Source organism: Actinoplanes aureus (genome assembly GCF_015704865.1).
Taxonomy (GTDB): Bacteria; Actinomycetota; Actinomycetes; order Mycobacteriales; family Micromonosporaceae; genus Actinoplanes; species Actinoplanes aureus.
The window spans coordinates 56,440-80,304 of the sequence record NZ_JADQTO010000006.1 but is presented as its reverse complement, the minus strand read 5'-3'; the positions used below and the strand labels follow the sequence as shown (position 1 = coordinate 80,304).

The following is a 23,865-nucleotide window of genomic DNA, read 5'->3' as shown; positions in this document are numbered from 1 at the left end:
ATCAGTCCACATCCACCCAGTCCAGGGTTCGCTGCACCGCCTTCTTCCACTTGCCGAAGCCCTGCTCGCGTTGTTCCTGCGACCAGTTCGGCTGCCAGCGCTGCGACTCGTTCCAGTTCTCCCGCAGTTCGTCGGTGTTCTTCCAGAAGCCGACCGCGAGGCCGGCGGCGTACGCGGCACCGAGCGCTGTCGTCTCGGCCACCACCGGGCGGCTGACCGGCACGCCGAGCACGTCCGCCTGGATCTGCATGCAGAGGTTGTTCTGGGTGATGCCGCCGTCGACCTTGAGCACGTCCAGCGTCACCCCGGAGTCCTGCGCCATCGCGTCGACCACGTCGCGGGTCTGGTAGCAGATGGACTCGAGGGTGGCCCGGGCGATGTGCGCGCTGGTGTTGAAGCGGGACAGCCCGACGATGGCGCCGCGGGCGTCCGAGCGCCAGTAGGGCGCGAACAGGCCGGAGAAGGCCGGCACGAAGTAGACGCCGCCGTTGTCCGGGACCTGGGCCGCCAGGGACTCGCTCTCGGCGGCTTCGTGAATGATGTGCAACTGGTCGCGCAGCCACTGCACGGCGGACCCGGTCACCGCGATCGAGCCCTCCAGGGCGTAGACCGGGGCGGCGTCGCCGAACTTGTAGCAGACCGTGGTGAGCAGGCCGTTCTCCGAGCGCACCAGGTTCGTACCGGTGTTGAGCAGCATGAAGTTGCCCGTACCGTAGGTGTTCTTGGCCTCGCCCTGTGCGAAGCAGACCTGGCCGACCGTGGCGGCCTGCTGGTCGCCGAGGTCCCCGGTGATCGGGACGTCACCGCCCAGCGGGCCCGGCGAGTGCGCCGTGCCGAAGGTGTTCGGGTCGGACGACGGCCGGATCTCCGGCAGCATCCGCCGCGGGATGTTGAAGAACGACAGCAGTTCGTCGTCCCAGTCCAGGGTCTCCAGGTTCATCAGCATGGTGCGGCTGGCGTTGGTGACGTCGGTGAGGTGGTTGCCGCCGTCGGTGCCGCCGGTCATGTTCCAGATCACCCAGCTGTCGGTGTTGCCGAAGATCGCGTCGCCGCGCTCGGCCGCCTCCCGGACCCCGTCGACGTTATCCAGGATCCATTGAATCTTGCCGCCGGAGAAGTAGGTGGCCGGCGGCAGGCCGGCCTTGCGGCGGATGACGTCGCCGCGCCCGTCCCGGTCCAGCGCCGAGGCGATCCGGTCGGTACGGGTGTCCTGCCAGACGATCGCGTTGTAGTACGGCCGGCCGGTGCGCCGGTCCCACACCACCGCGGTCTCCCGCTGGTTGGTGATGCCCACCGCGGCCAGGTCGCTCGCCGACAGGTTGGCCTTCTGCATCGCGGTACGCACCACCGCGACGGTCCGCTCCCAGATCTCGATGGGGTTGTGCTCCACCCAGCCGGCCTGGGGCAGGATCTGCTCGTGTTCGAGCTGGTGCCGCCCCACCTCGTTGCCACTGTGATCGAAGATCATGAAGCGGGTGCTGGTGGTGCCCTGGTCCACAGCACCGACGAAGTCAGCCACGGCGTGCCTCCACGTTGTCGTCGTCTCCTCGGGGTGTCGGCACCCTGCCCGGTTCCGGGGGTCCCTCGGCGGGCAGGAATCGTCCCACCAGAACTTTGTACAGGCCGGCGCCGAGAACACCACCGAGGATGGGCGCGACTATCGGCACCCAGAAGTAGAGATACCCCGTCTGATCTCGGAACGCGTCCTCATATCCGGTCAGGAAGCTGGCGAGTCGCGGCCCGAAGTCACGGGCCGGGTTGATCGCGTAGCCGGCGGCGGTGCCCCACGCCATGCCGATGCCGACGACGATCAGGCCGATGATGAACGGGGCCAGGTTGGCCTGCGGCGGCGTGCTGAGCACGTCGGTGACCGCGAGGATCAGGAACAGCAGGATGGCGGTGCCGATGATCTGGTCGCGGAACGCGCCCCACTCACTGATCGGCAGCGTGCCGTTGCCGGGCAGGGTGGAGAAGACGCCCTGCGTCTTGATGGTCAGTCCGGGGTCCGCGGCGTTCAGCACCTCGGTGTAGTTCCAGCGCACGATCAGCGCCGCGACGAACGCGCCGAGGAACTGGGCGACGATGTACGGCGCCACCTTGCGCCAGGAGAAGCCCTGGAAGACGGCGAGTGCGATGGTGACCGCCGGATTGAGGTGCGCGCCGCTGATCCGCGCCGCGACGTACACGCCGAACACCACACCCAGGCCCCAGGCCCAGGCGATGCTGTCGTGGTCTCCGATGCCGGCACCGGCGACCTGCGCCACCACGCCGACGCCGAACAGAATGAGGATCATGGTGCCGGCGAACTCGGCGGCGAACTCGCCGAGGATGCCGGGAATCTTGGGTCGTGTAGCCATGCTCCCTCCCTGAATTCCGATGTCTCGGACGCTAGGAAGGGCATCGGTATGGGGCAATGAACGTCGGTCGGCATTGTCGAACATCGACCACGGCGCGTCGTCATCCGCTGGCATAGAGTCCGAAACATGCCCGGTACGGTGCAGTCGATCGAGAGAGCGGCCGCGATCCTGCGGATCCTGGCCGGTGGGCCGGGCCGGCTCGGGCTCAGCGAGATCGCCCGGGCACTCGACCTGGCCAAGGGCACCACGCACGGCATCCTGCGCACGTTGCAGGTGGTCGGCTTCGTCGAGCAGGACCGGGTCTCCGGGCAGTACCAGCTCGGCGGGGCCCTGCTGCACCTGGGCACCAGCTATCTGGACATCAACGAGCTGCGCTCGCGATCGATCAACTGGGCCGACCCGCTCGCCGCGCGCAGCGGGGAAGCGGTCCGGATCGGCACCGTCCTGGAGGGACGGGTGCTCGTCGTGCACCACGTCTTCCGGCCCGACGACACCTTCCAGACCCTGGACGTCGGCGCTCTGCTGCCGCTGCACGCCACCGCGCTGGGGAAGGTGCTGCTCGCTTACCGGCCTTTTGTCTCTTCCGACTTGGAGGCGTACACCCGGCTCACCATCGTGGAGCCGAAAGCCCTTGCGGCGGCGCTGGAGGGAGTGCGGGAGACCGGCTGGGCCACCGAGGTCGAGGAGTTCCTGCTCGGTCAGGCGGCGGTGGCGGCGCCGATCCGGGGGTACGGTGGCCTGGTCGTCGGAGCGATCGGTATCTCCGGTCCGGTCGAGCGCATCTGCGACAGCAGGTACCGGCCCCACCAACGCCTCGTCACCTACGTCCGCGACGCCGCCCGTGCGGTGTCCCGGGACCTGGGAGCCGCCCGATGACCGAGAGTTTCGTGGTCGCGATCGACCAGGGCACCACCTCCACGCGCTGCATCGTCTTCGACCGGCGGGGACAGCTGGTCTCCCTCGCCCAGCAGGAGCACAAGCAGCACTTCCCCCGGCCCGGCTGGGTCGAGCACGACGCCGCGGAGATCTGGCGCAACGTGGAACGGCTCGCGCCGAGAGCGCTGCGCCGGGCCGGGATCGGCCTCGACCAGGTGGCCGCGCTGGGCATCGCCAACCAGCGGGAGACCACGGTCCTCTGGGACCGGCGCAACGGTACGCCGATCGGGCGCGCCATCACCTGGCAGGACACCCGGACCGACGCGCTGGTGCACGAGCTGGAAGGGCGACCAGAGGCGAAAGAGGTGGAGCACCGGGCGGGGCTGCCGCTGGCCACGTACTTCTCCGGGCCGCGCCTGCAATGGATCCTGGACCACACGCCCGGGCTGCGGGAACGCGCCGAACGCGGTGACGTGCTCTGCGGGACGATGGAGACCTGGCTGATCTGGAACCTCACCGGCGGTCTCCATGTCACGGATGTGACGAACGCCAGCCGGACGATGCTGCTCGACGTCCGCAGCCTGGACTGGTCCGAGGAGAGCCTGTCCTTCTTCGGCATCCCGCGGGCCATGCTGCCGGAGGTGCGCCCGTCGATCGGAGTGTTCGGCACGGCGACCGCGGCCTTCCCCGGGGTGCGGATCGGGGCGGCGCTCGGCGACCAGCAGGCGGCACTGTTCGGGCAGACCTGCTTCACCCCGGGCGAGGCGAAGTGCACGTACGGCACCGGCAGTTTCCTGCTGCTCAACACCGGGAACGAGCTGGTCCGCTCGGACAACGGGCTGCTCAGCACGGTGGCGTACCAGATCGCCGGCGAGCCGGCCGCGTACGCCCTGGAGGGCTCGATCGCGATCACCGGCTCGCTGGTGCAGTGGTTCCGCGACCAGCTCGAACTGATCTCCAGCGCACCGGAGATCGAGACTCTGGCGCGGACCGTCGCCGACAACGGCGGCTGCTACATCGTGCCCGCCTTCTCCGGCCTGTACGCGCCGTACTGGCGCAGCGAGGCCCGTGGCGTCATCGTCGGCCTGACCTCGTACATCACCAAGGGGCACCTGGCCCGGGCGGTCCTGGAAGCGACCGCCTGGCAGACCCGCGAGGTGGTCGACGCGATGAACGCGAACTCCGGGCTCACCCTCACCACGCTCAAGGTCGACGGCGGGATGACCGCGGACAACCTGCTCATGCAGATGATCGCCGACGTGCTGGACGTGCCGCTGGTCCGGCCGCTGGCGGTGGAGACGGTGTCGCTGGGCGCGGCGTACGCCGCCGGGCTGGCCGTCGGCTACTGGCCGGACCTCGACGGGCTGCGCCGCAACTGGCACATCGCCGGCCAGTGGATGCCCGCCATGGACCCGGTGGTGCGCTCCGCCGAGTACGCCAACTGGCGGCGTGCGGTGGAGCGCACCTTCGACTGGATCCAGCCGGCCTGACCTACTTCGTGGCGCGGCCGGTCAGCTTGTCGCGGAGCCGGTCGACCAGGCCGACGCCCGGGCCCACCAGCTTGTGGAACAGCTCGCTGTTGGGGGCGCCGGGATGCGGGCGGGTCGGTGCGAGCTTCTTGGCCGACTCGACCTTGCCGGCGAGCTCGGTCAGCTCCTCGGCCGGCACCCGGCGGCGCAGCTCGGGGAACTGCTCGGACTCCTCGTCCTGCACGTGGTCGGCGAGCAGGTCCTCCAGGCGGTTCAGTGCCTGGACGAACTCGGACGTCTCCACATCGAGGCCCTCGAGACGCTTCATCGTCTCCTCGAGTTCCTTGTGCTCCTCGATGTCGTGCTCGACGGCCTTCTCCCCTTCCGGCAGGTACTTCTTCATGACCGGGTAGACGTACATCTCCTCGGCCACGGCGTGCCGCACCAGCTCGCTGATCGCGGTGTCGGTGAGGTCACGCCGGATCATCGGGTCGGTCACCGACCGGATGTTGGCGATCAGTGCGGTCACGTCGCGGTGGTCGGCGACGAGGACGTCGATCACGTCCCCGTTCTGCGGGCTCGTCACGGTTTCCTCCAGGGGGCAGTCGGGTGCAACGACTGCCGCCTACCCCCGACGGGCCAGATCATGCGACGAACCGGCCTCCCGGAAGCCGCGGCAGTGGCCGCAGACCAGGAAGTGGCGGCTCGGCTTGACCGGGAAGAGCGGGATGAAGAACAGGGTGAACTTGGTGCTGCGCCGCAGCATCGTCTGCGGCGCCTCCCACCCGCAGAGCTCGCACAACATCGTGCGGGTGGCGACCATGTGGTCCTTGGTCCGCAGACCGAACAGCAGGAACAACGGACTCTCCTCGGCTCGACTTGTTCCCATGGTCTTACCCACCGGCAACCAGCAAAATGCCGGAAATCCTTCAGTTCGCCGCCGGCCCGCCGACTGAACCCTCCGAGAGTTGACGTTTCAACGAGCAAAGGATGGCTTGGTTTGCACACCTCCGCGGTTAACGACGAGATCCCCGTTGTCAAGGCGACCGGTCGTGGGTCCACCACTCTCTCCGCGTTCCACGACGCGCTGGTGCAGGCCGACCTGGCCGTCTACAACCTGGTCCGGCTGTCGAGCGTGATCCCGCCCGGCACCACCGTCGACGCGACCGGCAAGGCGCCGGTGCCGCAGGGCGCCTGGGGCGACCGGATGTACGTCGTCTACGCCGACCAGTACGCCACCCTGCCGGGCGAGCAGGCCTGGGCCGGCATCGGCTGGGTGCAGCGTCTCGACGGGCAGGGCGGCCTGTTCGTCGAGCACGAGGGCACCAGCGAGGGCTATGTCACCCAGGCGATCAAGGACAGCCTCCGTGACCTGGTCCGCGGCCACGAGGAGGCCTTCACCGACCCCGACTTCGTGGTGCACGGCGTGGTCTGCGAGAGCGACCCGGTGTGCGCCATGGTGATCGCGCCCTACGAGTCCGCCTCCTGGGCCGGCGCCGCGCGCGGCTGACCCTTTCGAACCGCCCGTCCGGCCGGTGTGCCACCCGTCACGGTGTGCCGCCGGCCGGAATCGGTTCGGGGCCCGGGAGGTTCGCGCTGACATGACGAAGATCGGATTCATCGGCAGCGGCAACATCGGAAGCACCGTGGCTCGGCTCGCGGTGGCCGCCGGCCACGACGTGGTGCTGAGCAACTCGCGCGGCCCGGAGACGCTGCGGGACCTGGTGGCGGAACTAGGCCCGAAGGCGCGCGCCGCGACTCCCGCCGAGGCGGCCGCGGCCGGGGACGTCGTGGTGGTGACGGTGCCGCTGGCGGCGTACCGGGACGTTCCGGCCGAGCCCTTGGCCGGCAAGGTGGTCATCGACACGAACAACTACTACCCGGAGCGCGACGGCGTCTTCCCCGAGCTGGAGGACGGCTCGTCCACCACCGGCGAGCTGCTGCAGAAGCACCTCGGCGAAGCTCGCGTGGTGAAGGGCTTCAACAACATCTGGTTCGAGCACCTGCGGTCCCTCGCGCGTCCGTCGGGCAGCGCGGACCGGACGGCGCTGCCGATCGCCGGTGACGATCCGGCCGCCAAGCAGACGGTCACCGAGTTCTTCGACAGCATCGGGTACGACGTCGTGGACGCCGGGCCGCTCGCCGAGAACTGGCGTACCCAGCGGGACACCCCGGTCTACGTGCATCCCTACGGAACTTTCGGGGTACTTCCCGGTACACCGGCGAGCGCGCGGGGCGTACGCGATCTGGTCGCCGCGGCGAAGCGCGCCGGGGCCTGAGAACCTTCCTCCAGGCTGTGGCCCGCCGCCGAGGGGCGTCGGCGGCGGGCCCAGCGCATCTCCCGCCTCAAGGTTGCAGCGTGACGGACGCGCGGAACGAGCCGTCCATCTCGAACGGCACCGACTCGTGCTCGTGTGTCACCAGCCAGCGCCCGTCGATGCGGCGCAGCCCCAGCGTCACCCGGAACCAGAGGCTGAAGCTCTCCGCCGAGCCGCGCGGGGTGGCGGTCAGGCAGTCGATGCTGGTCGCGAAGGCCACATCGCCGTCCGCGGTGATCTCCAGCTGGGTGACCTCGCGCCGGGGCGGCGCCTCGAAGCCGGCCAGCCAGGCCTCCAGCGGAGCCGGGTCGCGGCCGTCGCCCGGCTGGCGCAGCGGCGGGGCGAGGTTGTACTCGACGAACGTGTCGGCGTAGTGCGACAGGATGGCCTTGGCGTCGCCGGTCTCCAGCAGCGCGGCCTTGCGTTCGACGACTTCCTGGATCTCGTTCATGGCGGATCCTTCCTTTCTCTCACCGGGGACGTCGAATCCGGGCCGGCCGGTTTCGACATCCTTGGCGAGAGAGAAGGAGAACCTCATGAAGTACGTGATCCTGATCCAGTCCAACCCGCAGTCGCTGGCCGTGTGGGAGACGCTTACCGACGAGCAGCGCACCGACTTCGGTCTCGGCCACCTGCGGCTCACCGAACAGATGCGCGACGCCGGCGTCCTGGTGGTCAGCGAGGGTCTCGGCGATCCGGCACTGGCCACCCAGGTCTCCGTCCGCGACGGGAAGACGATCACCTGCGACGGCCCGTACGCCGAGGTCAAGGAGCACCTGGCCGGCTTCTACCTGATCGACGTGGCGGATCTCGACGAAGCCGTGGCCTGGGCCGCGAAGGCGCCGGACGCGGCGTACACCAGGGTCGAGGTGCGGCCGGTCCTGGACATGAGCACGTGGGAGATCTAGAGCTGCCGGACCTGCTGCGCGAGTGCGCGCCGCAGGTCCTCGCCGCCGTGGTGCGCCGCTACGGCGACTTCGAAGCCTGCGAGGACGCGGTCCAGGAGGCGCTGCTGGCGGCCGCCCGGCAGTGGCCCGAGACCGGCGTCCCCGAGCAGCCACGGAACTGGTTGATCACCGTCGCCGGCCGCCGCCGGGTGGAGTTGCTGCGCAACGAGACCGCGCGGCGGCGGCGCGAGGAGGCGCTGTGCCAGGAGCCGGCCCCCGCGGTCCGTGGTGACGACGAGCTCGCCCTGCTGCTGCTCTGCTGCCATCCCGCGCTGAGCGTGCCGGCGCAGGTCACGCTCACCCTGCGCGCGGTAGGCGGGCTCACCACCGCGGAGATCGCCCGGGCCCTGCTGCTGCCGGAGGCCACCGTGGGCCAGCGGATCAGCCGGGCCAAGCAGCGGATCCGCGACACCGGCACCCGGTTCGAGATGCCCGCTCCACAACAGCTCGGCGAGCGGCTCACCGCGGTGCGGCACGTGCTCTACCTGATCTTCAACGAGGGCTACACCGCCAGCTCCGGCGACGCGCTGAGCCGGGTGGAGCTGACCCGGGAGGCGATCCGGCTGACCCGCCAGTTGCACCGGCGCCTGTTCCAGGACGGGGAGGTGGCCGGGCTCTTGGCGTTAATGCTGCTCACCGATGCGCGCCGGCCCGCGCGTACCGGGCCGGACGGCACCCTGATCCCGCTCGCCGAGCAGGACCGGAGCCGGTGGGACGCGGCCGCGATCGCCGAAGGCGTCGCGATTATCACCCGGACGCTGGCGCGGGCCCCGATCGGCCCGTTCCAGCTACAGGCCGCGATCGCCGCGGTGCACGACGAGGCAGCGCGCGCCGAGGACACCGATTGGCCGCAGATCCTTGCCCTGTACGGGATGCTGCACGCACTCGCCCCGAGCCCGATGGTGACGCTGAACCGGATCGTGGCACGCGCCATGGTCGACGGGCCGGCCGCCGGGCTCGCCGCCCTGGACGGGGTCGCCGGGGATCCGGTGCTGGGCCGGCATCACCGGACCGCCGCGGTCCGCGCCCACCTGCTGGAGATGGCCGGTGACCGGGCCGCCGCGCGGGAGCAGTACCGCCGGGCGGCGCGGCTCACGCTCAGCCGGCCCGAGCAGCGCTATCTGGAGTCGCGGGCCTCGAGACTCCGGTGAGCCGGGCGGCCGCCCGCTGTTTCAGGGCGAATCCCTGCTTCGCCGCGTCACGCAGCCGGGCCACCAGCGGCGACCGGGACCGCCGGGCCCAGGGCACCGGCACCTCGGTGGTGCCGTACTTCGCCTTGTACGCGTTACCGCCGACGAAGTCGAACTCGGTCACGCCGCGCTCCCTGGCCCACCGCAACGCGTGCCAGATCAGCGCCTCGTTGGGGCGCAGGTGCTGGTGCTCGCGGTAGCTCGCGCCGCCCCAGAAGTACATGGTCCGGTGGTACCAGGGCAGGATCGCCGTGGCGATGGACCGGTGCTCCGGATCGCGGGCGCGTAACTGGAGGATCCGCCCGGCGGGTTCCAGGTGACGGATCAACGACCGAACTCTTTCCACCGAATAGGTGGGCACCAGATTCTGCTTGGCGAAAACGTCCCGCAATTGATCGTAGAATTCGTCGGCGAATGCGGGATCGCCGTGCACCTCTTCGATGACGACACCCGACTTCGCCGCCTTGCGGATGTTGCGGCGGCAGGCGCTGGCCATGGCGCCGAAGAGCTCGTCCTCGGACGGCGTCAAGTCGATCACCGCGGTCGGCGCGGTGTCCCAGACCAGGCCCAGCCCGCCGAGTTCCGACTCGGCCAGGAACCGGTCGCGGATCTCCAGATGGGCACAACCGAGCTCGTTGAAGGCGAACGGCAGCAGGGCTTCCAGCGCGGCCCGCCGCGGCACCGCCGGATCCAGGTTGAAGCCCACGTAGGACGTGGTCCAGCCGGCCATCGGGCTGCCCAGGATGCGCAGTCCGTACTTCTTGGTGATCAGGCCGGTGAAGTGGCCGGCGGGAGTGTCGCCGTCGGTGACGGTGGCCAGCACCGGCTCGGCGCCCTGGCACTGCGCCACGAAAGAGATCCACTCAGGAGTGTGGAAGATCAGCCGATCGGGGTAGCCGGCCCGATCCGACCAGAGGGCGGCCGACGGCTCCACCCGGTGCAGACGCAGCATGACGCTCCCCGCTGGAAATTAGGCCTATTGCCGGATGATGCTCCGCCGCGAGGCTATTCCACAAGAAGCCGATCGGGCTATTTCTAATTGAAGTGAATAATACTCGCGTTCCTTATGACAATTGCTACTGCCGCCGCCCGTACGCATTTGCAATCGTTGGTGAAGGCCGCCGCGGGGCCACGCTGCGCCGTGGCCGCGAGCGGATCGACGACTAGCGGGAGGATGCCGAACGCATGCAGCCGCCGACGGCGATCAAGCGACGCTTGAACGAGCTGGGGTTGCGCAGCCGCCTGCGGGCCCGGCCCCGGTTGCAGGGCCGGATCCTGGCACCGGCCGGACTCCGGCGCCGGCTGCCCAGCGCGCCCGGTCTCTACTTCCCCTTCTACCACGACGTGCTGCCGGAGTACGGCGCCGACCTGCGGCGCCACCTGAACACCCTGCGGCGGATCGGGCCGATGGTGTCCTGGGACGAGTCGCTGCGGATCCTGGCCGGCGAGCGGCCGCTGACCGGGCCGGTGTTCTGTCTCTCCTTCGACGACGCCCACCTGAGCTGGCGGGACGTGGCCGCACCGGTGCTGCTGGAGATGCGGGTGCCGGCGATGTTCTTCCTCACCTCCGGGCTGGTCGGGCAGCCCGGCAACCTGACCTGGCAGGACTGCCGGGACCTGGTGGCCGCCGGCTTCGCCTTCGGGTCGCACACGGTCACCCACCACCGGCTGGCCGACCAGGACGACGAGACCGCGGCCCGGGAGATCGTGGACTCCAAACGGGAGATCGAGGACCAGCTGGGTGTCGAGGTGCGGGACTTCGCCGCGCCGTACGGCAATCCCGCGGTGGACTTCCTCGACCGCGACGTCGAGGTCGCCCGCGAGGCGGGATACCGCAGCTTCGCCACCACCCTGCGGCCCGCGATGCGTCCCGGCGACTCCCCGATGTTCATCCACCGCCAGGGCCTGCACCCGGCCTGGCCGATCCTGGCGATGAGGACCCGGGTCCATGACTGACACCCGCATCTACCTGTCCCCGCCGGACGTCACCGACGTCGAGCGCAAGCTGCTGCTCAACGCGTTCGACTCGAACTGGGTCGCCCCGGTCGGCCCGGACCTGGACGCCTTCGAGGAGCGGGTGGCCGAGCTGGTCGGCGTCCGGCACGCGGTGGCGCTCAGCAGCGGGACCGCGGCCCTGCACCTGGCGCTGATCGCGGCCGGTGTGCGCCGGGGCGACACCGTGCTGGTGCCGTCGTTCACCTTCGCCGCCACCGCGAACGCGGTCGCCTACCTGGGTGCCCGCCCGGTCTTCCTGGACAGCACCCCGCACAGCTGGAACGTCGACCCGGAGCTGGTCGCCGGGGAGCTGCGGGCCCGGGCCGGACGCGGTCAGCTGCCGCGCGCGGTGATCGCCGTGGACATGTACGGGCAGTGCGCCGACTACGACCCGCTGCTGGCCGCCTGCGACCGGTACGGCGTGCCGCTGATCGAGGACGCGGCCGAGGCCCTCGGCGCCACCTACCGCGGGCGGGCGGCCGGGTCGTTCGGGCTGGCCGGGGTGCTCTCCTTCAACGGCAACAAGATCATCACCACCGGCGGCGGCGGGATGCTGGTCACCGACGACGGCAGCGTCGCGAAACAGGCCCGGCACCTGGCCACCCAGGCCCGCGAGCCGGTGCCGCACTACGAGCACCGCAGCGTCGGCTACAACTACCGGCTGAGCAACCTGCTGGCCGCCGTCGGCCGCGGTCAGCTCCAGCGCCTCGGGCAGATGATCGAGGCACGCCGACGGACCTTCGAGCACTACCGCGCGGCTCTCGGCGACCTGCCCGGGATCGAGTTCATGCCGATCGCCGCCTACGGCGTACCCAACTACTGGCTGACCTGCCTGCTGGTCGACGCCGAGCGCTTCGGTGCCGGCCGCGACCGGATCCTCGACGCACTGGCGGCCCGCGACATCGAGGGACGGCCGGCGTGGAAGCCGATGCATCTGCAACCGGTCTTCCAGGACTGCGTGATGCGCGGCGGCGAGGTCAGCGCCAGCCTGTTCCACCGCGGGGTCTGCCTGCCGAGCGGATCCGCCCTCACCGACCGGGACCGGGATCGCGTCGTCGACGCGGTCCGATCGGTCACCTGCGAACAGAAGGGGTGACGGGCCGGATGCGCGTCGTCTACATCCATCAGTACTACTGCAACCCGCGGATGGCCGGCGGGATCCGCTCGTACGAGCAGGCACGCCGGCTGGTCGAGCGGGGGCACACGGTCGACGTGATCACCACGGACATCACCCCGGGCACCCGGGAGCTCGGCTGGCGGGTCACCGAGGAGGACGGCGTCACCGTCCACTGGTTCCGCGTGCCGTACTCCAACGACATGTCGTACGCCCGCCGCCTGCGCGCCTTCGCCGAGTTCATGGTCCTGGCCGGGACGAAGGCGGCCCGGCTCCGGGCCGACCTGGTCTTCGCCACCAGCACCCCGCTCACCGTCGCCGTGCCCGGCGTGCTCGCCGCCAGGCTGCGCCGGGTGCCGTTCGTCTTCGAGGTCCGCGACCTCTGGCCGGAGGTGCCGATCGAGATGGGCGCGCTGCGCAACCCGGCGGCCCGCGGCCTGGCCGGGGCGCTGGCGAACTTCGCGTACCGCAACGCCAAGGAGGTCATCGCCCTCTCCCCCGGGATGGCCGCCGGGATCGCCGCGCGCCGGCCCGGCACCCCGACCACGATCATCCCGAACGCCGCCGACCTGGACCTGTTCGCGGTGGATCCGGAGCGGGTGCGGCGGTTCCGGGCCGAGCACAGCTGGCTCGGCGACCGGCCGCTGATCGTCTACACCGGAGCGCTCGGCGCGGTGAACGGCGTGGAGTACCTGGTCCGGGCCGCCGGCCGGATGCGGCAGCTGGACCCGGACATCCGGGTGCTGATCGTCGGGCACGGCAAGGAGTGGGAGCCGACCAAGCAGCTCGCCGCCGAGCAGGGCCTGCTCGGCGACGTGGTGCACATGTGGGAGAAGGTGCCGAAATCGCAGCTGCCGGTGATCCTCGGCGCGGCCACCATGTCGTCCAGCTTCGTCCGGCCGATCCGCGGGCTCTGGGACAACTCGGCGAACAAGTTCTTCGACGCCCTCGCCGCCTCCCGGCCGATCGCCATCAACTACGGCGGCTGGCAGGCCGACCTGCTGCGCGAGTCCGGCGCCGGGCTGGTGCTGGACCCGGAGGACACCGAGTCGGCCGCCGGTCTGCTGGTCCGGCACCTACGCGACGAGCTGTGGCTGAAGCGGGCGCGCGAGGCGGCGCACCGGCTGGCGGTCGAGCGGTTCTCCCGGGACCTGCTCTTCGCGCGTTTCGAGGAAGTCCTGAACCGGGCGGCGGGAAAACGCCCGGTTCTCGCCGAGCGGGTCTGACGATCGGGGGAAGTCAGCGTGGAACTGCGTGCGTACGTACGGGCCTGCCGGCGTCGATGGCTCTGGCTCGCGGTGCCGGTACTGCTCGCCGTCGGCATCGCGGCGGGACTGACGCTGACGGCGGCGCCTTCCTACCGCTCTTCCATGATCCTCTTCGTGACCGGGGGCAACGGTGATCCGGACGCCGGGGCGCGCCGGCTGAACTCGTACATCGCACTGGTCACCGGGCCGCGGGTGGCGCAGGGTGTGGTGGACCGGCTCGGGTCTGATCTCACCGCCGACCAGGTACAGAAGAGCCTCTCCGCCCAGGTGCAGGAGGGCACCGACCTGCTGGTCATCTCGGCCACCGACTCGGAGTCGGTACGCAGCCGGCAGATCGTCACGACGGCGGCCTCGGTGCTGGTCGGCCTGGCCCGCCAGATCGGCACCCCGACCGAGGAGGACGGCCCGGCGCCGGCCGTGTCGATCGTCCAGGACGCGGTGACCGTCCGGGAGCCGGACAACCTGCTGCGCAACGTCGGCTTCTCGGCGGTGCTCGGCCTGCTGATCGGGGCGATCGCGGTGGCGGTCCGGGAGGCCACCGCCAAGACCGTCGGCGACGAGGACGACCTGCGCGATCTGGGCCTGGGCACGGTCGGGACGATCTCCCTCGGTGGCCGGACGATCCGGTCGGGCCACCCGGACCAGGCGCTCGCCGAGGCGTTCCGGCGGCTGCGCAGCCTGATGCCGGCGCTGGCCGACACCAACCGTGGCTTCGGTCGCGGCCGGTCGCTGCTGCTCACCGGCTCGCACCGCAAGGAGGGCACCACCGCGGTGACCTGCGGGCTCGCCATCGCGATGGCCGAGACCGGCGCCCGGGTGGTGCTGGTCGACGCCAACATGCGGCACCCGGGAGTCGGCCGCTACCTGGCGCTGGAGGGGGCGCCCGGTCTCGCCGAGGTCCTGGCCGGCACGGCACGGGTGCCGGACGTGCTGCAGAACTCGCTGAACGGCCGGGTGACCGTGCTGCCGGCCGGCCAGCACGCTCCGGACCCGGGCGAGATCCTCGCCTCGCCGCGGCTCGGCGCGACGGTGCGTACGCTCACCGAACGCTTCGACGTGGTGCTGGTGGACGGACCGGCCCTGCACGGCGTGGCGGACGCGACCGTGCTGAGCCGGGTGACCGACAGCGCGCTGCTGGTGGTCCGCGCCCACCGGACCCGGACCGCCGACGTGCGGCGCTCCATGGACCTGCTCGAACGAGTCGGCGCCCAACTGGCCGGGGCGGTGCTCAACGCGCTGCCCCGCAAGCTGCCGACCGGCAAGGACTGGCACGAGGGCGTGGCCGAGGTCCCGGCGGCGGACACCGGGCTGGGGCTGTTCGCAGACGCGGACCCCGGCCGGGTCGCCCGGCCCGACGACACGTTCGTCTCGCTGCCCCCGGTCGGCACCGCGCGGGGCCGGGCCCGGGTGGTGAAGCCGGTGATCAACGCGGAGCCGGAACCGGTCGAGGAGAAGGCCGAGCCGGACGAAGACGTGGTGGTACGGGGCTGGGCGAAGGTGTTCACCACCAAGCCCGGGGACGTGGACGCGCCGGAACCGCCTCACCTGCCGGTACAGCGCAACTCCGGCGAGATCGAGACAGCTCCGGATCCGGCACCGACGGACACCGACGAGGAGCAGCGACGCGGTGAGTGAGGTCCAGGTGGACCGGCCGGAGGCCGAGCCACTCAGCCCGCCACGCCGAGGTGGTCCGGTCACCTGGGTGGGCGCCCTGCTGCGCGAGCCGACCGTGCTGCTGCTCGCGTCGCAGGTGCTCACCGGGACGGTGGCGCTGACCGCGAACATCCTGATGGTCCGTTCGCTCACGCCTACCCACCGGGGCGAGGTCGCGCTGCTGCTCCAGGTGGTCTACCTGTCGACCCAGGTACTGCTGCTCGGCACCGAGCGCAGTTTCGTGGCGAGCTACCACAACGTCACGCCGGCGTCCGCGGTCCGCGAGTACGCCCGGCTGCTCGCGGTCCCGTCCGGGCTGTTCCTCAGCGCCGCGCTGATCTGGGGAGTGGCCGCTCCGGACCGGCTCACGCCCGGCGCGGCGGTCGTCGCGATGGTGGCCTGGTTCGCGCTGGTCGAGGCCACCGCGCTGGCCACCCGGTCGATCGCGATCGCGGTGGGCCGGGTCCGTGACTTCCTGCTCACCCGGGTGATCGAGGCGCTGCTGCTGCTCACCATGCTGATCGGGCTCTACCTGACCGGTGCCGGCGATCCGGCCGCCTGGTTGCTGGCGTACCTGATCGCCGGTGCCCTGCCCACGGTCACCTTCCTGGTCATCTGGCTGCGGCTGGCACCCGCGCCGGGCGCGGTCGCGGTGCGGCCCGAGCAGAACCGCCAGGTCCGCCGGGAAGGTCTCGCGCTGTTCCCGGCGGCGATCTCCAACATGGCGATGCTGCGGGTGGACCGGCTGGTCATCCCGGCGCTGGCGTCCACCGCCGCCCTCGGCCTGTACGCGTCGGTCGCCACCATGACCGAGTTGCTGGCCTGGCCGCTGCGGGCGTACGCGGACTCCCGCCTGGGCCGGTGGCGGGCCGCCCACCACGACGGCAGCCTGCGGACCCGGCCGATCATGTTGGGTACCGTGGCCTACACACTGGCCGTCGTCCCGATCGCGGCCGGCGGGCTCTACCTGCTGATCGAGCCGGTCTTCGGCCACCAGTACCACCCCGCCAAGTCGATCGTGGTGCCACTGGTCGTCGCCGCCGGGCTGTACGGCATCTCCCGGGTCAGCCTGGGCCTGCTCATCGCGAAGGGGCACGCCAAGCTGGTCTCGGCCGCCGAGATCACCGGTTTCGCGGTCAGCTTCGCGGCGTACGTGCTGCTGATCCCCCGGCTCGGTGTCCTCGGCGCCGCCTGGGGCTCGCTGCTCGGTTACGGCGCCTGCCTGCTGTTCGCCATGGTCACCACGGCCCTCACCAGGGACCGGTCGTGAGATCACGGGTGTTCTTCGCGCCGGGGCTGCTGCTGGTCCTGGTGACGATCGGCGGCCGCTACACCCTGGACCGGGCCGGGCTGCTCGACCTGGCCTGGGTGGACCTGCGGGTGATCGGACTGGCGGTCGCGCTGGTGCTGCTCGCTCTCGACGCCGCCCACCGGCCCCGCCGCACGGGCGGCCCGGGACGTGAGGGCTGGCTGGTGGCGGCCATGTTGTTCTTCCTCTACCAGATCGCCTCCGGGTTGTGGGCGCCGCCGGCCGCCCGGGTCGGCCCGCAGACCCTCGACCTGGTCCTGCTCGGCGTGCTGGTCCTCGCCTTCTACGCGTACGCGCTCGGCGACCCGGACCGGGTGATCCGCACGGTGTTCGTGCTCATGTTCGTCGCCGCGGTGGTGTTCGCCCTGGCCGCGCTGCTCGGCGGCCCGGGCGAGCAGGGCCGCTACTCGGCGTTCGGCGGCGGGCCGAACGTGTTCGTCCGGATCCAGATCCTCGGCGTGATCAGCGCGGTCGCCATGTTCCTGCTGATGGGCCGGGTCTGGCCGCTGCTGGTGACGCCGCTGTTCATGCTCGCGGCGGTGCTGTCCGGTTCGCGGGCCGGCCTGCTGGCCGGCGGCGTGGTGGGTTTCGCCGCGCTGCTGAAACTACGGCGCCGGCTGCGCACCGGCCCGACCGTCGCCGCCGGTGTGGTGCTGCTGGGCGTGTGTGCCGCGCTCTGGGCGTTCGCCCCGCCATCGTTCACCGACCTGTTCCAGGAACGGTTCGTCGAGCAGACCGTGCAGGAGCAGTACCTGTCGGACCGGACCTCGATCTGGGCGGCGGCGTGGAACCTGTTCCTGGACCATCCGATCATCGGAGCCGGGCTGGACGGGTTCTACGGTGCGATCGGCGTCAACCAGATGGTCGAGTACCCGCACAACTACGTGCTCGGCGTGGCCGGCGAGGGCGGTCTGATCGGGCTGGGTCTGCTCACCGCGTCGATCGTGCTGTGGACCCGGATCGTGCGCGGCGGCGGCGAGCGGCCGCAGCTGACCGGGCTGGCCGTGGCGTCCGCCGTGTTCGTGGCGTTGAGCAGCCTGTTCTCCGGTGACTACTACGACTCCCGGCTGGCCTGGATCTTCGCCGCGCTGGCCGCCGCGGCAGCCCTGGCGCCGGACGGCGTCACCCACCCCGACCGCGAGCTGGTGTCCACATGAAACGCCGTACCCTGCTGATCACGCTGGGCCTCGGCTCGGCGGCCGCCGCCACCACCGCCGCGGCGCACGTGGTCCGAGACGACGACGTGCCGGAGGTCCGCGACCCGATGCCGGGGTCGGCCCCGGCCACGCAGGACCGGCTCAAGGTGAAGACGGTCGCGTTCTGGACCGGCGTCTTCATGAAGAGCTGGGACTACGGGTACCGCAACGGGCTACCGCTGAGCAAGTCGGCGGACAGCCGGGACCACTATGACCTGGCGTACGACGTGGACGCTTGTGTCGCCATGTTCCGGGCCACCGACCAGCGCCGGTTCCTGGACCGGGCGCTGACGTTCGTGGAGAACGTGGTGGCCTCGGCGAAACCGTCGTCGTCGCTGGCGGACAGCCGGTTCAAGGACAAGTACCGCGGCTGGGCATCGTCGCGGTCCGGCGAGGACGGCAACGAGGTGCCGCTCTACGAGAGCTACTTCTGGCGGTACGCGACGACGCTGCTGGTCGCCATGCGCGACAGCCCCGGTGTCTACGCCGACGCGGGCTACCGGGGCCGCTACGACCGGCTGCTCGCCTTCGCCGAGGAGCAGATCTTCGACAAGTGGTACTCCCGCGGCACGAACGACTACATCTACCGCGAGCGGACGCACATGGCCGCGCACTGGGCGCTGATCTCGCTCAACCTGTCCCGGCTCACCAACGACCAGACCCGTCGCACCCGGTACACCACGGTCGCCGAGACGATCAGCGCCCGGCTGCGCGCTCAGCTGCGGCGCAACCCGGTCGAGGCGACCGCCTACTTCTGGAGCGACGTCTGGGGCTCGGCGGAACGGCCCGGCCAGGACGTCGGGCACGGCAACGGCGTCCTCACGTACGTCGTGGAGGCGCGCGACCGCGGCGCCGGCTGGACCGACGCCGACATGGCGGCCTTCTCCGCATTGCTCACGAAGGTGATCTGGCCCGGCGGCAAGACCTATCACGCCTATGTGGACGGCACCGGCGAGGACAACGGCTGGTTCGCCGACGGTTTCGTGAAGCTGGGCCGCTACGACCCGGCCGTGCAACTGCGGCTGGAGGAACACCAGGTGGTGAACGATCAGTTCGCCGCGAACATGGCGCTCAACGCCCGCGTGCTGCGGTCGTGAGGCGCCGGAAGGGATTGCCATGACGGCTTCGCTGCTGGACCCAGCGGCACGTGAGTGGAAGGAAACGCTCCAGCACGTCGGCCACGACATGTACCACGTGCCGGACTACGTCGTCCTCGACGCCCGGCTCTACGGCGGCACACCGGCCGCATTCTGGTACGAACAGAACGGCCGGCGCCTGCTGATCCCGCTGATCCTGCGCGAGATACCCGGCTCGGACCTGCGGGACGCGCTCTCGCCGTACGGGTATCCCGGCCCGGTCAGTGACGCGGTGCCGGGGGACGCCGCGTTCTGGGAGCCGGCCTGCACCCGGTTCGTGGACACGCTGCGCGGGGAGGGCGTCGTGTCCGCGTTCATCAGGATGCATCCGCTGCTGAACGCACCGTCGCCGACGCTGGAACGGTTCGGCGCGATGGTGCACCACGGTGAGACGGTGTCGATGGACCTCACCGTCTCTCTCGAACAGATGTGGAAGCAGACCCGCAGCGATCACCGCAACCACATCAACCGGGCCAGACGCGCGGGCACCCGGGTGGTGTTCGACGACTGGGACCGGCTCGGCGAGTGGGTCGAGGTCTACCACGACAACATGCGGCGGGTGGGTGCCACGTCGTACTACTTCTTCACGACCGAGCACCTGACCGCGTTGCACGACGCGGTCGGCGACCGGATGCACCTCGCGGTCGCCATGGAAGGCGACGAGGTGGTCGGCGGCAACACCTTCTTCGAGTACGACGGGATCGCCACCGGGTACGTGTCGTCGACCCGCCGGGCCCCGAAACGCTACGCCGACGAGCTGCTGTACGACGAGGTCCGCCGCTGGTGCAAACAACGCGGCGCGCGGGTCTTCCACCTCGGCGGCGGCAAGGGCGGGTGCAACGACTCGCTGTTCACGTACAAGGCGGGCTTCTCGCCGAGCCGGCACCCGTTCCACACCTGGCGGGTGGTGGCCGATCCGGGCGCCTATGCCCGGCTGGTGCACGAGCGCCGCCCGGACGCCGACCCGGCCGACCTGACCACCACGTTCCCCTCCTACCGATAGGAGACCGCCATGCGGATCACCTGCGTCGGCGGCGGTCCCGCCGGCCTGTACTTCGCGGTGCTGGCGAAACTCGCCGACCCCGGCCACGAGATCACCGTGCTGGAGCGCAACCCGGCCGGCGTCACCTGGGGCTGGGGCGTGGTCTTCTGGGACGACCTGCTCGACGACCTGTTCCGGTACGACCCGGTCAGCGCCGAACGGATCTGGGAGTCGGCACGCCAGTGGGACGAGTACGAGGTACGGGCCACCGGCAAACCGGTCACCCACCTCGCCGGCTACGGGTTCAGCTTGGGCCGGCACCGGCTGCTGGAGATCCTCGCCGAGCGGGCCGCCGAGCTCGGCGTGCGGATCAGCTACCGCGACGAGCTGACCGACCTGTCCGACCTGCCGCCGGCGGATCTCGTGGTGGCCTGCGACGGCGCCCGCAGCCGGATCCGGGAGCAGTACGCCGAGCACTTCGGCGCCGAGGTGGAGGTGGCCCGCAACAAGTACATCTGGCTCGGCACGACGCACGTCTTCGACACGTTCACCTTCGGCTTCGAGAAGACCGAGGCCGGGTGGATCTGGTTCCACGCGTACCCGTTCAACGACCGGACCAGCACCTTCATCGTGGAGTGCCAGCCGTCGACGTGGGCCGCGCTGGGCTTCGACACGCTCGACGCACGGGACGGCTGCGTCAAGCTCCAGGAGATCTTCGCGGAGCACCTGAACGGCAAGGCGCTGATCGACCACCGCGCCGAGGTCGGCGGCACCGGCTGGCTCAACTTCCGCCGGGTCACCGCGCACCGCTGGGACCACGGCAACGTCGTGCTGATGGGCGACTCGGCACACACCACGCACTTCGCGATCGGTTCCGGCACCAAGCTGGCGATGCAGGACGCGATGGCGCTGGCGGAGGCCGTCGCCTCCGGCGACGATCTGGCGGTGGCGCTGGAACGGTACGAGCACCGGCGCAAGGCGGCACTGGCCCCGCTCCAGCGGGCGGCGCGGGCGAGCAGCGCCTGGTTCGAGCGCATGCCGGAGTACGCCGACCTGCCGGCCAAACGTTTCTCGTACGCCCTGTCGAACCGGCGCGGCGAGTATCCGATGTGGCGGTTCGTGCTGCACATGGCGACGCAGAACATCGTGGCGCGCACCCTCTTGCGCTGGACGTTGAGTGCCCGGCGGTGGAGCCGGGCCCGGCGCCGGCCGAACACGAGTCACTCCGTGGCGGCGGGGCAGGCGATACCCAATACCGCGTAACAAGTGAAAACGGAAGGGATGACCGATGGCCGAAGGCGCCCTACTGGAACCCGACGACACGGCGTGGATGGACGCACTTGAACGCGTCCGGCACGACGTGTACCACCTTCCCGCTTACGTCAGCCTGGACGCCCGGCTCTCCGGAGGCACGCCGGCCGCGTTCCGGTACGACGAGGCGGATCATGTGCTCCTCCTCCCCCTCGTCCTGCGCTCGATCCCGGGGACCGGGCTGCGGGACGCCGTCTCCCCGTACGGATACCCCGGTCCGATCAGCGACGTCCCATCCACCAGCACCGGCTTCTGGGCGCGCGCCGCCCGCGCCATGGTGGAGATGCTGCGGACCCACGACGTGATCACCGTGTTCACCCGGCTGCATCCACTGCTGCATGCGCCGCTGGTCTCCCTGGAACGGGTCGGCACCGTGGTCCACCACGGTGCGACCGTCTCGGTCGACCTCACCCTCTCCCCCGAGCAGATCTGGCAGCAGACCCACCGCACCCATCGCAACCAGATCAACAAGGCGTCGCGGGCCGGCGTGCGGGTGGTCTTCGACGACTGGGACCGGCTGGACGAGTGGATCGCCACCTACCACGCGACCATGCGCCGGGTCGGCGCGGCCGAGTTCTACTTCTTCGAACGCGGCCACTTCCACCGGTTGCGCCGCGCGCTCGGCGACCATCTGCACCTCGCGGTGGCGCTGGATCCCGACGGCGAGGTCCTCGGCGGCAACCTGTTCTTCGAACTCGGCGGGATCATGCACACCCACCTGCAGTCCACCCGGGAGGGCCCGATCTGGTGGGCCGACAAGCTGCTCTACCACGAGGTCCGGCTCTGGGGCCGCGACCGCGGCAACCAGACCTACCACCTCGGCGGCGGCGTCGGCGGCGCCGACGACTCGCTGTTCCGCTACAAGGCGGCCTTCGCCGCCGGACGGCAGCCCTTCCACACCTGGCGGGTGATCACCGACCTGATCTCCTTCGAGAAACTGGCCGGCCCGCCCACGCTCGAGGCCATGACCGGGCGCTTCCCGCCCTACCGCTGATCTTTTTCGGTACGCGTGCCCGCAGTCCCCAACCCCACCTACCCCGTCCCCGCTCTCCCGCGCGATCACCAGCCCGCTCGCGGCCGCAACGCGCCCGCCGGGCCGCCAGCCCAACGTGAGCGATGTGTCGCGCGGGTCGAGACAGCACTGGCGTTGGGCCGCCCCAAACCGGCCCAACGCGAGCGATGTGTCCCGCGGGTTAAGGCAGCACTGGCGTTGGGCCGGGCGGTGCGGGGCGGTCGCGCGTACCTCGCGGGAGGCTTACGCGAAGCGTGAGCTCGGGGATCAAGCGCGCCCGACGTCGTAGCGGTCGACCAGGTCGGCGAGGATGTCGCGGGTGTGCTTCAGGTCGGCGATCTGCTCCTCGATGCGCTTCAGCTCGTCGCGGAGCCGGCCGGCCAGCCAGGGGGTGCGGATGGTCTCGTCGGCGACGCACGGCAGCACGTCGTGGATGGTGGCGGTGGTGAGGCCGGCGCCGAGCAGGGAGCGGATCAGTGCGACGCGTTCGACGTCCGCCGCGCCGTAGGTTCGCTGGCCGCCGGGGCCGCGCTCGCTGCTGAGCAGGCCCTGCTCCTCGTAGTAGCGCAGCGAGCGCGGGCTCGCTCCGGTCGCCGCGGCCAGGTCACCGATCCGCATCACTGTCTCCCGGGTCACAAAGGCTTGAACCTCACATCTATGTCAAGTTTTAGCGTGCTCGCATGACGACGACAACCAGCCTCCTCGGCCCGCTCACCAGCCCGGCCACCCTGGCCGGCCTCGATCTGCGCAACCGCTTCGTGATGGCGCCGATGACCCGGTTCCGCTCGCCCGGCGGCGTGCCGACGCCCGAGGTGGCGGCCTACTACCGGCGGCGTGCGGAGAACGGGATCGGCCTGGTCGTCACCGAGGGGGTGCTGGTCGGACACCGCAGCGCGAGCCACGAGACGACCGTGCCGCGGATGACCGCCGGTGCGGCCGAGGACGGCTGGCGGCGGGTGACCGCCGAGGTGCACGCGGCCGGCGGCCGGATCGCCGCGCAGCTCTGGCACCTGGGCAGCGAGCGCGAGCCGGTCGACGGCTACCCGGCCTGGACTCCCGCGACCATGAGCACCGCGGACATCGGCACCATCGTGGCGGCCTACGCGGAGGCGGCGCGGGTCGCGGTCCGGGCCGGCTTCGACGCGGTGGAGATCCACGCGGCGCACGGCTATCTGCTGGACGAGTTCCTCTGGCCGCACACCAACCGGCGCACCGACCGGTACGGCGGCGGCCCGGCCGGCCGGGCCGCCTTCCCGGCCGAGGTGGTCGGCGCGGTCCGGGCCGAGCTTCCGGCCCGGATGCCGCTGATCGTACGGTTCTCGCAGTTCAAGGAGCGCGACTACAGCGCACGGATCGCCGCGTCGCCGGACGAGCTGGCCTCCCTGCTGGCTCCGCTGGTGTCCGCGGGCGCCGACGTCCTGCACGCCTCGCAGCGCCGCTTCTGGGAGCCGGTGTTCGACGGCTCACCGCTCAACCTGGCCGGCTGGGCCAAGCGGATCACCGGCCTGCCGACGATCACGGTCGGCTCGGTGGGCCTGACCCGGTCCTTCCCGGTCTCGGAGTCGATGGACCGGCTGGTAGCCGGCCTGACCGGCGGCGACTACGACCTGGTCGCGCTGGGCCGGATCCTGCTCGGCAACCCGGCCTGGGTCCGGCTGGCCGAGGAGGGCCGGCTCGACGAGATCCGCGACTACGACAAGTCCCACGAGGACACCTACTTCTGACCGATCAG

At 70.8% G+C, this 23,865-nt stretch carries 24 protein-coding genes; 17 read left to right on the top strand and 7 right to left on the bottom strand.

Annotated elements, in window-relative coordinates; genetic code table 11:
• Position 1: 1 nt before the first annotated feature.
• Together glpK (I4J89_RS14420) and I4J89_RS14415 are read right to left on the bottom strand one after the other, a co-directional pair.
• Positions 2 to 1,519: a glycerol kinase GlpK gene (gene glpK, locus I4J89_RS14420; protein ID WP_196414455.1), complete on the bottom strand. Its 1,518-nt coding sequence runs from the start codon at positions 1,517 to 1,519 to the stop codon at positions 2 to 4.
• Entirely contained in the window at positions 1,512 to 2,357 is an 846-nt protein-coding gene (locus tag I4J89_RS14415) for an MIP/aquaporin family protein (protein WP_196414454.1), read from the bottom strand. The genes glpK (I4J89_RS14420) and I4J89_RS14415 overlap by 8 nt, the downstream gene beginning before the upstream one ends.
• Positions 2,358 to 2,483: 126 nt before the next feature.
• Between I4J89_RS14415 and I4J89_RS14410 the strand changes: the two genes are divergently transcribed.
• Positions 2,484 to 3,233 (top strand): IclR family transcriptional regulator, encoded by a 750-nt coding sequence (locus I4J89_RS14410; protein WP_196414453.1) that lies wholly within the window; start codon positions 2,484 to 2,486, stop codon positions 3,231 to 3,233.
• A complete protein-coding gene (glpK, locus tag I4J89_RS14405; RefSeq protein ID WP_196414452.1) occupies positions 3,230 to 4,723 on the top strand; it encodes a glycerol kinase GlpK in 1,494 nt (497 codons plus the stop codon). Before I4J89_RS14410 ends, glpK (I4J89_RS14405) begins: the two co-directional genes overlap by 4 nt.
• A 1-nt stretch (position 4,724) precedes the next feature.
• On the opposite strand, the gene I4J89_RS14400 is transcribed toward glpK (I4J89_RS14405), so the two are convergent.
• Together I4J89_RS14400 and I4J89_RS14395 are read right to left on the bottom strand one after the other, a co-directional pair.
• The gene (locus tag I4J89_RS14400) at positions 4,725 to 5,288 is read right to left on the bottom strand and encodes a hemerythrin domain-containing protein (RefSeq protein WP_309238315.1); all 564 of its coding nucleotides are present in this window, start codon (positions 5,286 to 5,288) and stop codon (positions 4,725 to 4,727) included.
• A 39-nt stretch (positions 5,289 to 5,327) separates the two neighbouring features.
• A complete protein-coding gene (locus I4J89_RS14395) occupies positions 5,328 to 5,591 on the bottom strand; it encodes a zinc-ribbon domain-containing protein (protein ID WP_230858954.1) in 264 nt (87 codons plus the stop codon).
• A gap of 111 nt (positions 5,592 to 5,702) precedes the next feature.
• Here I4J89_RS14395 and I4J89_RS14390 point away from each other — a divergent pair, with 111 nt between their 5' ends.
• Entirely contained in the window at positions 5,703 to 6,212 is a 510-nt protein-coding gene (locus I4J89_RS14390) for a pyruvoyl-dependent arginine decarboxylase (RefSeq protein WP_196414451.1), read from the top strand.
• A 91-nt stretch (positions 6,213 to 6,303) separates the two neighbouring features.
• Complete coding sequence (locus I4J89_RS14385) at positions 6,304 to 6,981, top strand: NADPH-dependent F420 reductase (protein ID WP_196414450.1); 678 nt, start codon at positions 6,304 to 6,306, stop codon at positions 6,979 to 6,981.
• Positions 6,982 to 7,048: 67 nt separating this feature from the next.
• On the opposite strand, the gene I4J89_RS14380 is transcribed toward I4J89_RS14385, so the two are convergent.
• Positions 7,049 to 7,471, bottom strand: coding sequence for a YybH family protein (locus tag I4J89_RS14380; RefSeq protein ID WP_196414449.1), 423 nt, complete (start codon positions 7,469 to 7,471; stop codon positions 7,049 to 7,051).
• Between the two features lie 85 nt (positions 7,472 to 7,556).
• Here I4J89_RS14380 and I4J89_RS14375 point away from each other — a divergent pair, with 85 nt between their 5' ends.
• Together I4J89_RS14375 and I4J89_RS14370 are read left to right on the top strand one after the other, a co-directional pair.
• Entirely contained in the window at positions 7,557 to 7,928 is a 372-nt protein-coding gene (locus tag I4J89_RS14375; RefSeq protein WP_196414448.1) for a YciI family protein, read from the top strand.
• Positions 7,916 to 9,118 (top strand): RNA polymerase sigma factor, encoded by a 1,203-nt coding sequence (locus I4J89_RS14370; protein ID WP_196414447.1) that lies wholly within the window; start codon positions 7,916 to 7,918, stop codon positions 9,116 to 9,118. Before I4J89_RS14375 ends, I4J89_RS14370 begins: the two co-directional genes overlap by 13 nt.
• On the opposite strand, the gene I4J89_RS14365 is transcribed toward I4J89_RS14370, so the two are convergent.
• A complete protein-coding gene (locus tag I4J89_RS14365; protein WP_196414446.1) occupies positions 9,066 to 10,109 on the bottom strand; it encodes a lipid II:glycine glycyltransferase FemX in 1,044 nt (347 codons plus the stop codon). The two genes, I4J89_RS14370 and I4J89_RS14365, sit on opposite strands and share 53 nt — an antisense overlap.
• 233 nt (positions 10,110 to 10,342) lie before the next feature.
• Here I4J89_RS14365 and I4J89_RS14360 point away from each other — a divergent pair, with 233 nt between their 5' ends.
• Genes I4J89_RS14360 through I4J89_RS14315 form a run of 10 tightly spaced genes read left to right on the top strand, consistent with a single transcriptional unit; the run spans position 10,343 to position 22,115 of the window.
• The gene (locus I4J89_RS14360) at positions 10,343 to 11,113 is read left to right on the top strand and encodes a polysaccharide deacetylase family protein (RefSeq protein WP_196414445.1); all 771 of its coding nucleotides are present in this window, start codon (positions 10,343 to 10,345) and stop codon (positions 11,111 to 11,113) included.
• The gene (locus I4J89_RS14355) at positions 11,106 to 12,248 is read left to right on the top strand and encodes a DegT/DnrJ/EryC1/StrS family aminotransferase (protein ID WP_196414444.1); all 1,143 of its coding nucleotides are present in this window, start codon (positions 11,106 to 11,108) and stop codon (positions 12,246 to 12,248) included. Before I4J89_RS14360 ends, I4J89_RS14355 begins: the two co-directional genes overlap by 8 nt.
• 8 nt (positions 12,249 to 12,256) lie before the next feature.
• Entirely contained in the window at positions 12,257 to 13,492 is a 1,236-nt protein-coding gene (locus tag I4J89_RS14350) for a glycosyltransferase family 4 protein (RefSeq protein ID WP_196414443.1), read from the top strand.
• Positions 13,493 to 13,510: 18 nt separating this feature from the next.
• Positions 13,511 to 15,169, top strand: coding sequence for a tyrosine-protein kinase domain-containing protein (locus I4J89_RS14345; protein WP_196414442.1), 1,659 nt, complete (start codon positions 13,511 to 13,513; stop codon positions 15,167 to 15,169).
• Positions 15,162 to 16,457: a lipopolysaccharide biosynthesis protein gene (locus I4J89_RS14340; protein ID WP_309238314.1), complete on the top strand. Its 1,296-nt coding sequence runs from the start codon at positions 15,162 to 15,164 to the stop codon at positions 16,455 to 16,457. The genes I4J89_RS14345 and I4J89_RS14340 overlap by 8 nt, the downstream gene beginning before the upstream one ends.
• A complete protein-coding gene (locus I4J89_RS14335) occupies positions 16,454 to 17,653 on the top strand; it encodes an O-antigen ligase family protein (RefSeq protein ID WP_196414441.1) in 1,200 nt (399 codons plus the stop codon). Before I4J89_RS14340 ends, I4J89_RS14335 begins: the two co-directional genes overlap by 4 nt.
• A complete protein-coding gene (locus I4J89_RS14330; protein WP_196414440.1) occupies positions 17,650 to 18,789 on the top strand; it encodes a hypothetical protein in 1,140 nt (379 codons plus the stop codon). Before I4J89_RS14335 ends, I4J89_RS14330 begins: the two co-directional genes overlap by 4 nt.
• A gap of 19 nt (positions 18,790 to 18,808) precedes the next feature.
• Positions 18,809 to 19,831, top strand: a complete 1,023-nt coding sequence (locus tag I4J89_RS14325; protein ID WP_196414439.1) for a GNAT family N-acetyltransferase — start codon at positions 18,809 to 18,811, stop codon at positions 19,829 to 19,831.
• 9 nt (positions 19,832 to 19,840) lie between these two features.
• The gene (locus I4J89_RS14320) at positions 19,841 to 21,073 is read left to right on the top strand and encodes an FAD-dependent monooxygenase (RefSeq protein WP_196414438.1); all 1,233 of its coding nucleotides are present in this window, start codon (positions 19,841 to 19,843) and stop codon (positions 21,071 to 21,073) included.
• Positions 21,074 to 21,098: 25 nt separating this feature from the next.
• Positions 21,099 to 22,115 carry a GNAT family N-acetyltransferase gene (locus tag I4J89_RS14315; protein WP_196414437.1) on the top strand — a complete coding sequence of 339 codons (1,017 nt, stop codon included), beginning with the start codon at positions 21,099 to 21,101 and terminating at the stop codon, positions 22,113 to 22,115.
• A gap of 285 nt (positions 22,116 to 22,400) precedes the next feature.
• Here I4J89_RS14315 and I4J89_RS14310 read toward each other — a convergent pair whose 3' ends face one another.
• A complete protein-coding gene (locus tag I4J89_RS14310; protein ID WP_196414436.1) occupies positions 22,401 to 22,751 on the bottom strand; it encodes a MerR family transcriptional regulator in 351 nt (116 codons plus the stop codon).
• 62 nt (positions 22,752 to 22,813) lie between these two features.
• Between I4J89_RS14310 and I4J89_RS14305 the strand changes: the two genes are divergently transcribed.
• On the top strand, positions 22,814 to 23,857 hold the full coding sequence (locus tag I4J89_RS14305) for an oxidoreductase (protein WP_196414435.1): 1,044 nt from the start codon (positions 22,814 to 22,816) through the stop codon (positions 23,855 to 23,857).
• Positions 23,858 to 23,865: the final 8 nt, after the last annotated feature.

What these genes read in the sequence shown, in the direction of transcription:
- I4J89_RS14330 (WP_196414440.1), top strand. Translation starts at nt 17,650, where the DNA reads ATGAAACGCCGTACCCTGCTGATCACGCTGGGCCTCGGCTCGGCGGCC.
- I4J89_RS14305 (WP_196414435.1), top strand. Translation starts at nt 22,814, where the DNA reads ATGACGACGACAACCAGCCTCCTCGGCCCGCTCACCAGCCCGGCCACC.
- I4J89_RS14410 (WP_196414453.1), top strand. Translation starts at nt 2,484, where the DNA reads ATGCCCGGTACGGTGCAGTCGATCGAGAGAGCGGCCGCGATCCTGCGG.
- glpK (WP_196414452.1), top strand. Translation starts at nt 3,230, where the DNA reads ATGACCGAGAGTTTCGTGGTCGCGATCGACCAGGGCACCACCTCCACG.
- I4J89_RS14415 (WP_196414454.1), bottom strand. Translation starts at nt 2,357, where the DNA reads ATGGCTACACGACCCAAGATTCCCGGCATCCTCGGCGAGTTCGCCGCC.
- I4J89_RS14395 (WP_230858954.1), bottom strand. Translation starts at nt 5,591, where the DNA reads ATGGGAACAAGTCGAGCCGAGGAGAGTCCGTTGTTCCTGCTGTTCGGT.
- I4J89_RS14350 (WP_196414443.1), top strand. Translation starts at nt 12,257, where the DNA reads ATGCGCGTCGTCTACATCCATCAGTACTACTGCAACCCGCGGATGGCC.
- I4J89_RS14375 (WP_196414448.1), top strand. Translation starts at nt 7,557, where the DNA reads ATGAAGTACGTGATCCTGATCCAGTCCAACCCGCAGTCGCTGGCCGTG.
- I4J89_RS14325 (WP_196414439.1), top strand. Translation starts at nt 18,809, where the DNA reads ATGACGGCTTCGCTGCTGGACCCAGCGGCACGTGAGTGGAAGGAAACG.
- I4J89_RS14310 (WP_196414436.1), bottom strand. Translation starts at nt 22,751, where the DNA reads ATGCGGATCGGTGACCTGGCCGCGGCGACCGGAGCGAGCCCGCGCTCG.
- I4J89_RS14355 (WP_196414444.1), top strand. Translation starts at nt 11,106, where the DNA reads ATGACTGACACCCGCATCTACCTGTCCCCGCCGGACGTCACCGACGTC.
- I4J89_RS14385 (WP_196414450.1), top strand. Translation starts at nt 6,304, where the DNA reads ATGACGAAGATCGGATTCATCGGCAGCGGCAACATCGGAAGCACCGTG.
- I4J89_RS14380 (WP_196414449.1), bottom strand. Translation starts at nt 7,471, where the DNA reads ATGAACGAGATCCAGGAAGTCGTCGAACGCAAGGCCGCGCTGCTGGAG.
- I4J89_RS14365 (WP_196414446.1), bottom strand. Translation starts at nt 10,109, where the DNA reads ATGCTGCGTCTGCACCGGGTGGAGCCGTCGGCCGCCCTCTGGTCGGAT.
- I4J89_RS14315 (WP_196414437.1), top strand. Translation starts at nt 21,099, where the DNA reads ATGGCCGAAGGCGCCCTACTGGAACCCGACGACACGGCGTGGATGGAC.
- I4J89_RS14320 (WP_196414438.1), top strand. Translation starts at nt 19,841, where the DNA reads ATGCGGATCACCTGCGTCGGCGGCGGTCCCGCCGGCCTGTACTTCGCG.
- I4J89_RS14360 (WP_196414445.1), top strand. Translation starts at nt 10,343, where the DNA reads ATGCAGCCGCCGACGGCGATCAAGCGACGCTTGAACGAGCTGGGGTTG.